The sequence below is a fragment of the Pedobacter sp. NJ-S-72 genome (assembly GCF_053890575.1).
Map to the genome: position 1 here is coordinate 5,472,196 of NZ_CM132681.1, position 14,553 is coordinate 5,486,748.

Sequence of the window (14,553 nt, forward strand, 5' to 3'; positions counted from 1 at the left end):
GTACAAACCTTTTCCATTAATAACTGTTAATTCGTAAACAAAACTTATTTTAATTATAAGATTATGAAACAATTAAGTTTATTTGGCTTGTTAGTTATCGGAGCCTGTTCTATTCAGGCATGTACAAGTCCAGAGAACCGTGGTGTAAAAGGTGATTCTACCGCCATGGATTCAAGCAAATCAGACAGTTCAAAAATGGGTTCAAAGATGAGCGGAACAACGCCTTCTGACCCAACCAATCAATCAAAAGTTGACGGTGATGAAGCTACTTTTATGAAAAGTGCGGCTTTGGGTGGAATGATGGAAGTGGATTTAGGGCAGATTGCTCAAAAATCGACTAATCCGGATGTGAAAGCATTTGCAGAAGAAATGGTGAAAGATCATTCTAAAGGCAATGCAGAACTTAAAGCATTGGCGGAAAAAGAGAAAATTATCTTGCCAACAGCATTTCCGGCGGAAGATAAAGCGCACATGGATATGATGAAAACCATGACTGGTACTGCTTTTGACCATCACTATATTGATATGATGATGGTTACCGACCACGATAAGACTATAGCTTTATTTAAATCAGCAGCAGCTTCTCAGACAAAAGAAGTAAGTGAATTTGCAAAAAAAATGTTGCCAGTTATTACTGGTCACTTTGAAAAAGCAAAGGCTATTCAGGCAAAACTGAAATAGTTTGCTAATTAGTTCAGTTTACAATTGATCAGTATATACTAGTCAAAAGGGCATTTTGTAATTAAACAGAATGCCCTTTTCTTATCCCTGAACTCTAACAGGGTCAAGTACCTGAGTAATCAATTTTAGTTTCTCTTCAGCTTTTTGTAATTGGAGGTGTAATTCCTGAGTGGCAATATCTGTCTGAAGTTTTAATTCAGGAATCAGATCTCTGTAATAGTTGATCCCTTTGAATAATTCTTCTCTGAATTTTTCGAAATATTTGGTCTTTTTTGCATTCAGATCATGCAATTGCGCACTTAGATCTTTCTTCAGATAATCAACATATAAATGCAGTTCATTGATAAATAAATTTGGGCGATTGAATTTAAAGGTGATCGTTTCCCTTCCATAAATATGACCTATCATTTCTTTCAATGTATACTGTCTGGAAAAGTAAGCGAGGTTTGGGCCCGGGCAAATACTTACCGCTTTATTCTCTCTTGGTTTCAGCATGTCGTTCTTTAAATAAGCTGATGCACACAAACCTTCACAAAGACATATTTTCTCTGTAATAGCCTCAAATTTTTCAGCAAAAAGTGCAGGATCTGGTTCTGTGGATTCCAATTGTTTGATTTTCAACCGCTGATATTCTCTTGAAGCGGTGCAGATAGGCAATTCTGTAAACTCCGTATTGGTAGATAAGAATTTTTTAGTACATGGGCTGCCTGGTCTTCCTTTTGCTATCCGTTGCAAACGCTGTTCTTCTATCGTGCTGTTTTTGAAATTATTAAACAATACACCCAAAGGCGAAGAATTGCTTACATAAAAATCCTCCTGTTGCGCTGTGACCAGAGCCGCTAGAGTTTGCGTATCGTATCAACATTAGTCGCTTCAGGAACCAATAAAAACGGACTGCCCCATCCGGTGGCATCCAGCTGGTAATAATTAAGCAGAAAAGCATTTTCTCCCGCAGTACCAATTCCTCCCTGGGCAGTAAATTTGAGTATTGGATCTTTAGTTAATGCTATCCCTTTATTGAGCAGTGCAGTTTGATAAATACCTGATAATTCTTCCCGCAGTTCATTTCTCTTTTGCTTAAATTCTTCTAAAATCGGGCCTAACAATAGACCTTCAGTTGCGAAAGCATGACCTCCACAGTTCAAACCAGATTCTACTCTGAATTCTGCTACCCACAGTCCTTTTTTGGCGAGCATTTTTGCCTGTATCAAAGCCGATCTGAAATCACTGACTTTGAGAATGATTTTCTTTTTAATCTGTCCGTTTAAATCAGGATAAAAATCTAAACAGTTCTCCATATAAGTGTATAACCTTGGATTCAGACCCGCAGAGATTACAACGGATGAAGATAAAGTACTGTTTCCAAACCCTCTCATTGCCGCCAGTGCATCTGTATAGTCATTTCCTAAATTTTCATGGCTAGCCGTATAATTGGCTTTATCTACCTTGGACATGATGTTCACATCAATATTTCCCGCTTTCATCTGCAGGCGTAATTCCTGTTGCAGCTTGTTTTTTTCTGTTCCCTCTGCCAGTCCGAGCATTTGGAGATACTGAACTTTTAACGCGGAATTTTCCGGAAGAAGTTCAAAATAAGTATGGATATCTGCACCCGCTATAAACGGTTCATCCCTTAATGATATGAACTGCTGATCAACCAATTTACTGATTAAATCAAGGTAAGCAGTTGTCCGCCTTGCACGGCCATCATTTTCTTCTTTTTTAATCAATATATAATCAAGACCATTTGCTGTGCAGTGGAACTTTCTCATTCGCTCAGTCAATTCATCATCAACGATAGAAAGAACAGAGGAAATGCCATATCTGGCCACTTTTAATGGGGTGTCAATGGAGTAACCTAATCCCAAAACGGGTATATGAAAGGTGTGGTTCATGCAATTCTGTTTTATCTGTAGGCCGGCAAAATAGCGGAGAAATCCGGATATAAAATATGACATGGATCATTATTTTCTATGATTTATACCTGTCCCGGGGATGACAGACGTCATAGATAGGGTCAACTAATGAATAGATATTTGTCTAATAAAAACGACATATTATGGCAACTTTAATATTGAACACCGCAGATAGTCAGAAACCAAATTACTTAGGCATATTTTATTTAAGCTTATTGGTCCATACTGTTATACTTTTAATTACAGTTGCTGGTGTGTAGACGTTATATAGTCTCTTAATAGATTTTCTATATTTGTAAAAATCGATTATGGAAAAAGCAAGGTTATTAGAGGCAATTATTGAAACAGCCATTGATGGAATTATTACCATCGATCAAAGAGGGAAAATAGAAAGCCTTAACCCTGCTGCTCTTAAGCTTTTCGGATATACACTGGACGAAGTTATCGGACAGAATATATCTAAATTAATGCCTGAGCCTGATAAAGGCAGGCATGACAGCTATCTGGCTAATTACCATGACACGGGTGAAAAACATATAATTGGTAAGGGAAGAGAAGTAAAAGGATTGAGAAAAAATGGTTCTACTTTTCCTTTCAGGCTTGCCGTTAGTGAAGTGCAGTATGAAAGCCGTAAAATATATACCGGTTTTATCCACGATTTATCCAAAGAAAAAGAAGCGGAAGAACGTCTGCAGGAATACGCAGCTGAGCTGGAAAGCCTGGTTGAAGAACGGACTAAATCCCTCAAGAAAACTGTGACTGCTTTAAGGGAAGCAAAAGAGGAGGTAAGTTTGTCACTTGAAAAAGAAAAAGAGCTCAACCAGATGAAAAGCAGGTTTGTCTCTATGGCATCACACGAGTTTCGTACACCACTGAGCTCCGTACAGCTTTCTGCTTCGCTTATTGAAAAATATGCCGAGCCCTTTCACAATGAAAATATTGAGAAACATGTACACAAAATAAAGAACGCAGTTGGTAACCTGACCACTATCCTTAATGACTTCCTTTCTCTGGAAAGATTAGAGGCGGGAAGGGTAGAACCTGCATTTCAACCTTTTGACCTGGTTAAACTATCAGAAGAAATTACAGAAGAAATGCAGATGATTGCCAAGCAGGATCAAAATATTATTTATCAGCATACAGGACTGGAAAGTGTAGTTTCACTGGATCAGAACCTGCTGAAAAACTGCATGATCAACCTGATCAATAATGCGATCAAATACTCAGGAGAAAATACTTTTATTGAGTTCAATACTGAAATTAATGATCAGCAGTGTCTGGTTACGATCAAAGACAATGGAATCGGTATACCAGATACAGATCAGAGACATTTGTTCCAGCCATTTTTCAGGGCGCATAATACAGGAAATATTCCCGGTACAGGCTTAGGTCTGAACATTGTACTTCGTTACGTCGGTTTAATGAATGGTGAAGTACAGTTTGAAAGTGAAATTAACAAAGGGACTAAATTTACCTTATCTTTCAATAAACCGGGTTAATTCAATAGGATAGAATTCAATAAATAGCATGGAACACAGGAAACAAAGGATATTGATTATTGAAGATAATGACGATATCAGAGAAAGCACAGCGGAAATACTTGAACTTGCCGATTACGAGGTTTTTCAGGCTGATAACGGAAAAAAAGGTGTGGAAACGGCCCATAGTCATTTGCCGGATTTGATTTTGTGTGATATTATGATGCCTGAGCTGGATGGTTACGGTGTTCTTTATCTATTGAATAAAAATCCGGAAACGGCCGCAATACCCTTTATTTTCTTAACTGCAAAAGCAGAGCGGATGGACATGCGTAAAGGTATGGAGATGGGGGCTGATGATTATCTGGTTAAACCTTTTGACGATGTGGAACTGTTGAATGCCATAGAAAGCCGGTTCAGTAAAAGAGAAAAACAAGAGCTTTTTTATAGCAAGTCAATTTGTTCAGTTAAACAATCTTATTTCTTCCAATCAAGGAGTCAAAGAGCTGGATAAACTCATGCTCGACCGTAAAGTCCGTACGATTAAAAAGAAGCAGATCATTTACTACGAAGGAGATACTGTTTCGGGAATTTACCTGGTATTGAGCGGAAAGGTAAAAACTATTAAACTCACAGAGGATGGCAGAGAGCTTTTAACGGGGATGTATGGTGCTGAAGAATATTTCGGTATCCCGGCTTTGTTATTGAATGAACCTTATGCCGAAACAGCTGAAGCATTAGAAGATACTACGATTTGTCAGCTTCCAAAAGAGATGCTGGAAGAGTTGCTTAACCGTTACCCGGATGTAGCCAGACAGTTTATTCACATCCTGTCTAATAACCTGCTTGACAAAGAAGAACAACTCTTGCAATTAGCCTATCATTCTGTCCGTAAAAGGATGGCAGAGGTACTTATGCGTCTGTGTAAACTTGAAAAACAAGAAGGACAGATTATCTTGCGCGTATTTCCAGAGATAACCTTGCTGCAATGGCTGGAATGGCTACAGAAACAGTCAGCCGGATTCTAAGTGATTTCAAAGATGAGGGGATCATTGAAAGAAAAGGAAGTCAGATCGGGATACTCGATCATGTGAAGCTTCAACAGATGAAAAACTGATCCAGATCATATTTATGGCTGACTAACCTCATTCTCTCCGACCTGTTTTCGAGTTAATTTTGCTCATTAACAAATCGATCCGAATGAGAGTAGTAGCCTATAGTATAAAATCTTTTGAAAAAGAGCCACTGGCAATCGCCAACCATAAAAAACACGATATTACATTAATATCCAATTCGCTGAGTCCTGATACTGTAAGTTATGCGGCAGGAAAAGAAGCTGTTATCGTCTTTACGGAAGATGAAGTTTCAGAAGCAGTGATTAATAGTCTGGCCGATCTGGGGGTGAAATATATCGCTACCCGATCTACTTCAACTGTTCATATTAATCAGCAGCAGCAGCCAGCCGTAATATTAAAATAGCCAATGTTCCGGCAGTCTCGCTGATGGCAGACACAGCTGATGAACTATCCCTTGCACTTGCCAGAGAGACGATCTTAAATCTTGATAAATTGCAGCAGAACCGTTGTTTAGGTTCTGCTTGTGTTTGTTCAAAATCCTGTGATCAGATTCATCCTAAAACGCCAGATCATGAGCATTAAAGCACTGATAGCGAAATATCACGTTGCCGCTCCGCGGTACACAAGTTATCCTACAGTTCCTTATTGGGATTCAGAAGGGTTTGATCAGGAAAAATGGGCCTATGCAGTAAGTAACTCATTTACACATAGCAATCATCAGGACGGAATCAGTATCTATATTCATTTACCTTTTTGTGAAAGCCTATGTACTTATTGTGGTTGTAATACACGTATTACGCGTAACCACAAGGTAGAAGACCCATATATTGAAGCTGTACTGAAAGAGTGGAAGTTATATCAAAAACTCTTCGATCTTAAACCTGTGATCCGTGAACTGCATCTGGGCGGGGGAACACCTACGTTTTTTAGCGCTGAAAATCTTGAACTGTTAATCGAGGGGATTCTTAAACCAGCCATCATTCATGCAGAAGCTGAATTTAGTTTCGAAGCTCATCCTTCGAATACAACCCATGCCCATTTAGATACTTTATACCGATTGGGTTTTAAACGCCTGAGTTTGGGTATTCAGGATTTTGATCCAAAAGTACAACTGGCTATTAATAGAATACAGAGCGTAGAAGAAGTTGCTTTGGTGACAGCACAGGCGAGAGCTGTGGGGTATCATTCAGTGAACTATGATTTGATTTATGGTCTGCCTTTACAAAATATAGAAGGATTAACCGATACTATAACATCCGTACTAACCTTAAGACCAGACAGGATTGCTTTTTACAGTTATGCACATGTGCCATGGGTAAGACCCGGACAGCGCAGATATACAGAACTGGATCTTCCATCTGCTGCGGAAAAACAGGAATTATATGACTGGGCCGTGAAATGCTGAAAGCAGGTGGGTATATAGAGATTGGAATGGATCATTTTACATTGGCTACCGATAGCTTATATACCGCAGAAAAGGAAGGCAGGTTACACCGTAATTTTATGGGTTACACCCATCAGTACAGTAAACTGATGATCGGGCTGGGCGTATCTTCTATCAGTGATAGCTGGACTGCTTTTGCCCAGAACGTGAAAAAAGTAGAAGATTACATCAGTCTGGTTAATGAAGGTCAGATTCCTGTTTTTAAAGGCCATATACTGGATCAGGAAGACCTGGTGATCAGAAGACACATCCTAAACCTGATGTGTAAAGGGGAGACCTCATGGGCTAAACCTGAAGAACAAAGTGCTGGTTTCAGCAAAGGTCTGGAACGGATGACTTTAATAGCTGATGATGGATTAGTGATTATAAAAGGTACTGAGTTAAAAGTAACTTTATTAGGGAAGCGGTTTTTAAGAAATATTTGCATGGCGCTTGATTCAAGACTCTATGCCAATCAGCCACAGACACAACTATTCAGTATGGCCGGTTAATACAAATGCCTGTGACAGCAGGAATTATTTAGATCAGACACATATTACGGTTCCGGCTTTGGCCGGGCTTAAATATGGAATATCCAATTCCATTCCCCGCAGGATAAACCAGATTCCTAACAGGATCATCAGATAAGGAATCACCTTATTAATCTTTCTTCTGAAAATTGCAGAAGTAAAACCTGCACTTATTCCAGCAATAAACATCAATGGGACTGTTCCCAGTCCATACCAGAACATATATCCCACTGCTGTATTTATCTTACCGGTATTCAGTGCACCGGTTAAAGCCAGGTAAACTAAACCACAAGGCAGAAAGCCATTCACAATTCCTATAATCAGATGATTTGCTTTGTGCTTTAGTGCATAACCAAACAAACGGTTAAAAGGTTGCAGTAATTTAGCATTAGCTCTGCCAGCAGAGAAATTAAATAGTTTTGAAGCTGCGGCAACAAGAATAAGCAAGCCACTCAGTACACTTAAATACTGCTGCGCACCTGCGAGCCATATTTGCTGGCCGATCAGACCAATAACAGCCCCCAGGATACAATAAGAAATAATTCTGCCACCCTGATAACTCAGCTTATCCAACACCAGGAATCCCCAGCCCTTATGCAGAGTGGGGACAGCAAAAGCTAACGGGCCGCACATGCCTAAACAATGTACACTGCCCATCAATCCTATCAGAAATGCCAGATACTGGTCGCTCATTTGATATTAATTTCCTGTTCGTAAAGATATTTTTTAGACAGACTTTCCCATTCGATAATTAGCCTCCATGATCCTTTTGGCAAATTCACAGCAGGGATCAATACCTGTTTGTTCTGATTGGTTTCAAAAGGCATAGCTCTATCCAGGCGTTTATCTGAAGTACGCATTAACCGTACATTTCCTTTAGCCTGCTTCTTAAAGGTCAGTCTGATTGTTTCACTACTTATTACTATTCCCGGCTTTGCATGATCAAGGTTAACCTGTTCTTTCAGGTTGTAAACTTTATTATAGTTGATCCCCTTTTCATAATAATCGTTGTCCGCCAGTGCATCAGTTTTACTGTTAAACATGATAACCACCAGTACAGTAATGAAGCTCATAAAAGTGCCCATACCTATCAATACTTTTACTCCCCAGTTCATCTCTTATTCATTAGAAGGTGCAATAAATGTAGTCTTAAACTGTCCTGCAATTTTATGCTCAGACATCAGTTTAAAACCAATAGCTGTTTTATATTTCTGAATAGATTTTTGTGGAAGGATCACAAAAAAAGTAATCTTTATGGTTTCTCCAGGTTTCACTATGTTTTCCTTCTGGATATACTGTATTTTAGCTTCCTTGTTATCCGGCACGATCTCAAACTGAATCGGACGGGTAGTCTTGTTCATCAGCTCTGAATTATAAAGGTTACTGACGGTCTTATCTTTGTCCCTGAGCTGATATAATGTACCACACTCGCTCTGAGTAGTATTGTTGTTTCCACATCGCTTCGGCTGATCAGCAAATAGCCCAGAACAGTCATCAGCATCAATAAAACCCCGGCATAACCATAAATCCGTTTATTTAAGTGGAAAGGTTTTTTAGTGGCAATTTCATCTTCAGATTTAAAGCCGATTAAGCGAAGCGGACGGTCAATTTTCTCCATCACCATATCACAGGCATCAATACAGGCTGTACAGTTCACGCATTCCATTTGAGTACCATTCCTGATATCTATCCCGGTAGGACAAACCTGTACACATAACTTGCAATCAATACAATCCCCTTCTGGCTGTTCTATTTCTTTAACCCGTTTTCCACGAGGCTCTCCACGCTGATAATCATAAGCGACAATAATGCTCTGATTATCTAACAACACACCCTGTAAACGTCCATAAGGACAAGCTACCGTACAAACCAGCTCTCTCATTCTTGAAAACACAAGATAGAATGCCAATGTAAATACACAGATCGCAATAAACCCGGTTACGTTACGTGCATAGCAATGGGTTCGGTCATTATTTTCCAGAGTACCGCACTACTGATCAGGTAAGAAAGGAAGATGTTGGCAATCAGAAAGGAGATGGCCAGGAACAATACATGTTTAATTGTTTTCTTCCTGACCTTTTCAAAATTAAGCGGCCCTTCGTCCAGTTTCCTTTGTTTCAAATGATCACCTTCTATCCAGTTCTCAATTTTCCGGAAAACCATTTCCAGGAAGATGGTTTGAGGGCAGGCCCATCCGCAGAAGACCCGCCCAAAAACTACCGTGAACAACACCACACCTATGATAAAAATCAATAATGCCAATACAAAAAGGTAGAAATCCTGTGGCCAGAAAATAATACCAAAAAAGACAAATTTCCTTTCCAGCACATTCAGCAGGATCAGCTGTTCTCCATTCAGTTTCAGGAATGGAGCAGAAAAAAGTACAGCCAGGAAAAAATAACTGACCGCAGCACGGTACTGATAAACCTTTCTTTCCTTTAATAATAATTTTAGGATAGATCCACTTTTTTTTTTTCCGTCATCGGTAATCGTACCAGGCTGATCTCTGAAATGTGCAGGACTTTGTGACATATCTTATTCTTTGTTACCCTGTGGTGCTTTTGCACCCGCAGGTTTTGTTCCTTTTAATGACAAAACATAATTCGTTAAGTCAGACAGCTGTTGTGCACTGAGTGATTTTTCCCAGGCAATCATTCCCTTTTCTGGAACTCCATACTTGATTGTTTTGAAAACATCTTTTGCTGTGCCACCATGCAACCAGTATTCATCAGTCAGGTTTGGCCCTACAATACCTTCGGCATGCTCTCCATGACAAGGGGTACAGCGATTAGCAAATAAAGACGCCCCCCGTTTTTAATCACAGCCTCATCCTTACTTTGTTCCATATTGTTTTCATTTACCGCATTTGCTGCATTCGCAGGATTTGCCAGGAAAGCAACTTTAGCTTCTGCCGCCTGTTCTATCTCTGCGATATACTCCTCTTCCTCTGTTTATTTACCATAGCCCAGTACATCATAAGTCAGTAAATAGCCAATGGCGAAGATGATTGTACCATAAAACAGGATCATAAACCAGGCAGGTGTAGGATTGTTCAATTCTGCGATGCCATCAAACTGATGCTCCATGACCAGGTTTTTCTCCTCCTCCATAGGTTTTAGCTGCATCAGCTTAGTCCATATCGAAGGTTTTTTGTCTTTTTGATAACCTGTAAAGCTTCTTCTTCCAGTCGTCTTTTCTCTCTCTCTGCTGGTGTAGCAAAAGGCGTAGGGTTAACAGACTCCCTTACATAAAACTTAATCACCTTTAGCATCAGTATTGCTACGCAAAGGATCATAACCGCAGTAATGAGCATTAAAACGATTACAATGTCTGCTGATGTACTGCCAGTAGACCAGCTGCTGTTAATTACCTCTTTCATCCTGATCGTCTTTTATTGGGAGTTCGCTCATATATTTTATTTCGTCCTTTTTCATAGTCAGCAATAAGATGCCGACCAGTAAGAAAAATAGCATGAAGATGCCGAGTGAGCTGAGCAGATACCCTTGGTTTCCATCAACCTTATCTAAAAATTGCTTAAACATGTTTTATTTTGCTTTAATATCTGTTCCCAGGCGTTGCAGATAAGCGATGATCGCGATGATCTCCTTATCACTTTTTACCTTAATATTATTCTGTTGTAAATCTTTGGCGATTGCTTTTGCCTGTTCATCCAGATCGGCATTTGCTTTATGCTCATAACCTGTTTCGTAAGGAACACCCAAAGTGCGCATCGCATTGATTTTTACACGGGTCGTTGTTGTATCCAGTTTCTGTTCAGCAAGCCATTCATATGGAGGCATAATACTACCTGGTGACATCGTTTGCGGATCATACAAGTGATTATAATGCCATGCGTTACCATACTTGCCACCTTCACGCTGTAAATCAGGTCCTGTACGTTTCGATCCCCATAAAAACGGATGGTCATAAACAAACTCTCCAGCTTTACTGTATTCTCCGTAACGTAACGTTCAGTTTCAGAACGGAATGGGCGGATCATTTGAGAGTGACAGTTCACACAACCTTCTCTGATATAAACATCCCGGCCTTGTAATTCTAATGGTGTATAAGGCTTTACACTTGATATGGTTGGGATATTAGATTTAATGGTAAATGTTGGCATCATCTCAATCATTCCACCAATTAAAATTACAATCAATGAAAGCACCATGAAGATCATTGGTTTACGTTCCAGCATGCGGTGTAATTTCTTATCATCGCCTTGCGCAACATAAACCTGAGGTAAAGGCTGTGCTTCGGCTGGTTCATTAGCTACCAGCTTACCTGATTTCATTGTTTTGATCAGGTTATAAGTCATCACAATTACTCCTGTCAGATATAATGCACCACCAATAGCTCTCATAACATACATTGGCAGAATCTGGATAACGGTTTCCAGGAAGTTAGGATATCTTAATACACCTTCAGGAGTAAACTCTTTCCACATTAAACCTGCGTAAACCCGGCAAAGTAAAGAGGGACAGCATAAAATATAATTCCCAGTGTACCTATCCAGAAGTGGAAGGAAGCAAGTTTTACAGAGTATAAAGTTGTGTTGTAGATTCTTGGAATCAACCAGTATAAAATAGCAAACGTTAAAAATCCATTCCAGCCTAAAGCACCAACATGTACGTGTGCAACTATCCAGTCTGTATAATGGGCAATCGCATTAATCTGTTTAAATGCTAATAGCGGGCCTTCAAAGGTGGCCATACCATAGGCTGTTAAACCTACTACCATGAATTTCAGTTTAGGATCTTCCCTTACTTTATCCCATGCACCACGTAAAGTAAGTAGTCCGTTGATCATACCACCCCAGCTTGGAGCGATCAGCATGACAGAGAAAGCTACTCCTAAAGATTGTGCCCATGAAGGCAGTGAAGTATATAATAAATGGTGAGGCCCTGCCCAGATATAAATGAAAATTAGTGACCAGAAATGCAGGATACTCAGTTTATAGAATATACAGGGCGATTAGCCATTTTTGGTAAAAAGTAGTACATCATACCCAGATAAGGGGTAGTCAGGAAGAATGCCACGGCATTGTGTCCATACCACCATTGTACCAGGGCATCCTGTACACCTGCATATACATAGTAACTTTTAAATGCAGAAACTGGTAACTGAATAGAGTTGACAATATGTAATACAGCGACTGTAACGAAGGTGGCGATGTAAAACCAGATAGCCACATACATGTGTTTCTCCCGTCTTTTAATAATCGTTCCAAACATATTGTAACCGAATACGACCCAGATTACTGTAATTGCAATATCTATCGGCCATTCCATTTCTGCATATTCATGTGAGCTGGTCATCCCCAGTGGCAGGGTAATCACCGTTGCGATGATAATTAATTGCCAGCCCCAGAAATGTATTTTACTTAATACATCACTGTACATCCTTGCTTTAAGGAGCCGCTGTAAAGAATAATAAACGCCCATAAAAATGGCATTACCTACAAATGCAAAAATTACTGCATTGGTATGTAGTGGCCTGATACGGCCAAAAGTCGTGTATTGGGAACCCAGATTCATAGCAGGCTTGAAGAGCTGCATGGCAATCAATAGTCCAATCGTCATTCCCACTATACCCCAGACGATGGTGGCTAATGCGAAGTTTCTGACGATTTTGTTGTCGTAATGGAATTTTTCAGTCATGAGAAAAAACTGGTTGGTTTATGGGGGTAAAATTAGCTTGCAGGGGTGTTCCCGGGCGTGACAGGGGTTATCTCAGGGAGTGATCTTCATCACTTTTTTCTTCGTTTATGGTTTCCTGAGGCTCTTTTTCTTCTTCAAAAAGTATTCGCATACCAGGGGTAAAGAGATCGTCGTGCTGACCGGATTTATTAGCCCAGAAAAAAGCGAGCAGAAATAGCAAAGCCAATAAAATACTGAAGCCAATCAGCATGTAGATCATGTTCATAGCAAATGGTTTTTACGGGCGTAAAACCGGCGGTTAAACTGGTGAATAAAATAATGGTGACTGTGCTCATTGGCATGAGTATCGCGGCCATTAATGGAGAAAGCAAACCCTGTACTGCAAAAAAAAAATAATCCGACTACATTATAAAGCAGAGAGATAGCAAAACTCATGTGAATCACCTTTACTGCATCTTTGGCCTGTTTAATAAATTGCGGGATCTTCTTAAAAGCAGCACCATCCAATATGGCATCGCAACCTGGAGAGAAATTATTAATATCGTCTGTGACTGCTATACCAAGGTTACTTTGCTTTAGCGCACCGGCATCATTTAAGCCATCGCCAAGCATCATTACTTTAGCTCCGTTTTGTTGTAACTGAAGGATGTAATCCAGTTTTTGCTGCGGACTTTGCTGGAAATTCAATTGCTGTGCTCTTGGAAAAAATGGGGTCAGGAGCTTTCGGTCGTGATCCTGATCTCCGGATAATAAATGCAGATCTGATTTTTGACCCAGCTTCAGGGCCAATTGTTTGAAATCCTCTCTCCAGCGTTGCGAAGAGCGGAAATAACCACAATAATGATGTTCAATTAAGATATGAACTACACTTCCCTGATCTTGCGTTTTTAAACCTAAGTATGCTGCACTTCCCAGTTTTACTTCGTGACCGTCTACACAGCCAGTAATCCCACGGCCTACTTTTTCTTTATATTGTTCTACCTGAAACTGAGGTTTAAGATTTAGCCATTTAACCAACTCCCTGCTTAGCGGATGCCCCGAATTTCTTGCCAGATCAGCAACCAGTTGTTTTTCATAATTGTCCATTTCCCCGCTAAAATCAAATCCCGCAGCTTCGGGGTTGGTAATTGTCCCGGTTTTATCAAAAACGATCGTATCAACTCGAGCTAGTTCTTCTATAACTGCCGTGTTTTTTAAATAGAATTTGTTCTTGTCAAAAATGCTCAGTACCGCTGCTAATGTGAAAGGGGAACTCAATGCCAGTGCGCATGGGCAGGCAATAATCAATACAGCCGTAATGAAGCTACGGCCTTGTTGATATCTGTATTGATCCAGTACAGACCTGCTGCCAGCGCTATAGCTACCAGGATGATACTAAAATAACGGCTTGCGGTATCACTAAAGGTCTTAATCGGGTCTCTTTGTCCTGAAAAGGCTTCGTTATTCCATAATTTGGTAAGATAACTCTGAGAAACGGGTTTGACGACTTCAAGTTCAATCGCCCCTTTTAATTGTCTTCCTCCTGCGTAAACTATCTCGCCCAAAATCTTTTCTACAGGAAGTGATTCTCCGGTAACAAAACTGAAATCAAGTCTGGCATCACCTTTTAGTAAAATAGCATCCGCAGGAATAATTTCATTGCTGCGGATCAGAATCCGATCACCAGTTTTTAGTTCATTTAAAGGAAGAGGTTTTTCTTTTCCATTTTTTAACTGTGTCACTGCTACCGGGAAATAAGAACGAAAGTCACGCTCAAAAGACAAGTAGTGATAAGTCCTTTTCTGCATCC

At 39.9% G+C, this 14,553-nt stretch carries 21 protein-coding genes and 2 pseudogenes; 9 read left to right on the top strand and 14 right to left on the bottom strand.

What is annotated here, in order from left to right:
* Positions 1-63 precede the first annotated feature (63 nt).
* Positions 64-681 (top strand): DUF4142 domain-containing protein, encoded by a 618-nt coding sequence (locus ACWYN3_RS35880; protein ID WP_456218457.1) that lies wholly within the window; start codon positions 64-66, stop codon positions 679-681.
* A gap of 81 nt (positions 682-762) precedes the next feature.
* Here the strand turns inward: ACWYN3_RS35880 and ACWYN3_RS35885 are convergent, their stop codons facing one another.
* Together ACWYN3_RS35885 and ACWYN3_RS35890 are read right to left on the bottom strand one after the other, a co-directional pair.
* The gene (locus ACWYN3_RS35885) at positions 763-1,467 is read right to left on the bottom strand and encodes a hypothetical protein (protein ID WP_456218458.1); all 705 of its coding nucleotides are present in this window, start codon (positions 1,465-1,467) and stop codon (positions 763-765) included.
* 53 nt (positions 1,468-1,520) lie between these two features.
* Positions 1,521-2,576: a hypothetical protein gene (locus ACWYN3_RS35890; RefSeq protein ID WP_456218459.1), complete on the bottom strand. Its 1,056-nt coding sequence runs from the start codon at positions 2,574-2,576 to the stop codon at positions 1,521-1,523.
* A 329-nt stretch (positions 2,577-2,905) separates the two neighbouring features.
* Between ACWYN3_RS35890 and ACWYN3_RS35895 the strand changes: the two genes are divergently transcribed.
* The 8 genes from ACWYN3_RS35895 to ACWYN3_RS35930 all read left to right on the top strand — a co-directional run bounded on the left by ACWYN3_RS35895 (position 2,906) and on the right by ACWYN3_RS35930 (position 7,086).
* On the top strand, positions 2,906-4,096 hold the full coding sequence (locus ACWYN3_RS35895; protein ID WP_456218460.1) for a PAS domain S-box protein: 1,191 nt from the start codon (positions 2,906-2,908) through the stop codon (positions 4,094-4,096).
* A gap of 28 nt (positions 4,097-4,124) precedes the next feature.
* Positions 4,125-4,589, top strand: a complete 465-nt coding sequence (locus ACWYN3_RS35900) for a response regulator transcription factor (protein WP_456218461.1) — start codon at positions 4,125-4,127, stop codon at positions 4,587-4,589.
* A 4-nt stretch (positions 4,590-4,593) separates the two neighbouring features.
* On the top strand, positions 4,594-5,103 hold the full coding sequence (locus tag ACWYN3_RS35905) for a Crp/Fnr family transcriptional regulator (RefSeq protein WP_456218462.1): 510 nt from the start codon (positions 4,594-4,596) through the stop codon (positions 5,101-5,103).
* Positions 5,073-5,192 carry a helix-turn-helix domain-containing protein gene (locus tag ACWYN3_RS35910; protein WP_456218463.1) on the top strand — a complete coding sequence of 40 codons (120 nt, stop codon included), beginning with the start codon at positions 5,073-5,075 and terminating at the stop codon, positions 5,190-5,192. Before ACWYN3_RS35905 ends, ACWYN3_RS35910 begins: the two co-directional genes overlap by 31 nt.
* An 83-nt stretch (positions 5,193-5,275) precedes the next feature.
* A complete protein-coding gene (locus tag ACWYN3_RS35915) occupies positions 5,276-5,554 on the top strand; it encodes a hypothetical protein (protein WP_456218464.1) in 279 nt (92 codons plus the stop codon).
* Between the two features lie 23 nt (positions 5,555-5,577).
* Positions 5,578-5,733, top strand: coding sequence for a hypothetical protein (locus ACWYN3_RS35920; RefSeq protein WP_456218465.1), 156 nt, complete (start codon positions 5,578-5,580; stop codon positions 5,731-5,733).
* On the top strand, positions 5,723-6,556 hold the full coding sequence (locus ACWYN3_RS35925; protein ID WP_456218466.1) for a coproporphyrinogen-III oxidase family protein: 834 nt from the start codon (positions 5,723-5,725) through the stop codon (positions 6,554-6,556). The genes ACWYN3_RS35920 and ACWYN3_RS35925 overlap by 11 nt, the downstream gene beginning before the upstream one ends.
* Positions 6,550-7,086, top strand: coding sequence for a hypothetical protein (locus ACWYN3_RS35930; protein WP_456218467.1), 537 nt, complete (start codon positions 6,550-6,552; stop codon positions 7,084-7,086). Before ACWYN3_RS35925 ends, ACWYN3_RS35930 begins: the two co-directional genes overlap by 7 nt.
* Before the next feature lie 33 nt (positions 7,087-7,119).
* On the opposite strand, the gene ACWYN3_RS35935 is transcribed toward ACWYN3_RS35930, so the two are convergent.
* The 12 genes and pseudogenes from ACWYN3_RS35935 to ACWYN3_RS35990 form a co-directional block, all read right to left on the bottom strand.
* On the bottom strand, positions 7,120-7,797 hold the full coding sequence (locus tag ACWYN3_RS35935; protein ID WP_456218468.1) for a sulfite exporter TauE/SafE family protein: 678 nt from the start codon (positions 7,795-7,797) through the stop codon (positions 7,120-7,122).
* Entirely contained in the window at positions 7,794-8,219 is a 426-nt protein-coding gene (locus ACWYN3_RS35940; RefSeq protein ID WP_456218469.1) for a FixH family protein, read from the bottom strand. The genes ACWYN3_RS35935 and ACWYN3_RS35940 overlap by 4 nt, the downstream gene beginning before the upstream one ends.
* A 3-nt stretch (positions 8,220-8,222) precedes the next feature.
* On the bottom strand, positions 8,223-8,465 hold the full coding sequence (locus ACWYN3_RS35945) for a FixG Ig-like domain-containing protein (protein ID WP_456218470.1): 243 nt from the start codon (positions 8,463-8,465) through the stop codon (positions 8,223-8,225).
* Positions 8,465-9,013, bottom strand: a complete 549-nt coding sequence (locus tag ACWYN3_RS35950) for a 4Fe-4S dicluster domain-containing protein (protein ID WP_456218471.1) — start codon at positions 9,011-9,013, stop codon at positions 8,465-8,467. Before ACWYN3_RS35950 ends, ACWYN3_RS35945 begins: the two co-directional genes overlap by 1 nt.
* A 29-nt stretch (positions 9,014-9,042) precedes the next feature.
* The gene (locus ACWYN3_RS35955) at positions 9,043-9,636 is read right to left on the bottom strand and encodes a 4Fe-4S binding protein (RefSeq protein ID WP_456218472.1); all 594 of its coding nucleotides are present in this window, start codon (positions 9,634-9,636) and stop codon (positions 9,043-9,045) included.
* Positions 9,637-9,639: 3 nt separating this feature from the next.
* Positions 9,640-9,858: pseudogene (locus ACWYN3_RS35960) on the bottom strand (c-type cytochrome); the annotation flags it as partial.
* A 197-nt stretch (positions 9,859-10,055) separates the two neighbouring features.
* Positions 10,056-10,229, bottom strand: coding sequence for a cbb3-type cytochrome c oxidase N-terminal domain-containing protein (locus ACWYN3_RS35965; RefSeq protein ID WP_456218473.1), 174 nt, complete (start codon positions 10,227-10,229; stop codon positions 10,056-10,058).
* The gene (locus tag ACWYN3_RS35970) at positions 10,229-10,483 is read right to left on the bottom strand and encodes a hypothetical protein (protein ID WP_456218474.1); all 255 of its coding nucleotides are present in this window, start codon (positions 10,481-10,483) and stop codon (positions 10,229-10,231) included. The genes ACWYN3_RS35965 and ACWYN3_RS35970 overlap by 1 nt, the downstream gene beginning before the upstream one ends.
* A 166-nt stretch (positions 10,484-10,649) precedes the next feature.
* Positions 10,650-12,764: pseudogene (gene ccoN, locus ACWYN3_RS35975) on the bottom strand (cytochrome-c oxidase, cbb3-type subunit I).
* Between the two features lie 67 nt (positions 12,765-12,831).
* Complete coding sequence (ccoS, locus tag ACWYN3_RS35980) at positions 12,832-13,029, bottom strand: cbb3-type cytochrome oxidase assembly protein CcoS (protein ID WP_456218475.1); 198 nt, start codon at positions 13,027-13,029, stop codon at positions 12,832-12,834.
* Entirely contained in the window at positions 13,026-14,021 is a 996-nt protein-coding gene (locus ACWYN3_RS35985) for an HAD-IC family P-type ATPase (protein WP_456218476.1), read from the bottom strand. Before ACWYN3_RS35985 ends, ccoS begins: the two co-directional genes overlap by 4 nt.
* A gap of 26 nt (positions 14,022-14,047) precedes the next feature.
* Positions 14,048-14,551 carry a P-type ATPase gene (locus tag ACWYN3_RS35990; protein ID WP_456218477.1) on the bottom strand — a complete coding sequence of 168 codons (504 nt, stop codon included), beginning with the start codon at positions 14,549-14,551 and terminating at the stop codon, positions 14,048-14,050.
* Positions 14,552-14,553 lie beyond the last annotated feature (2 nt).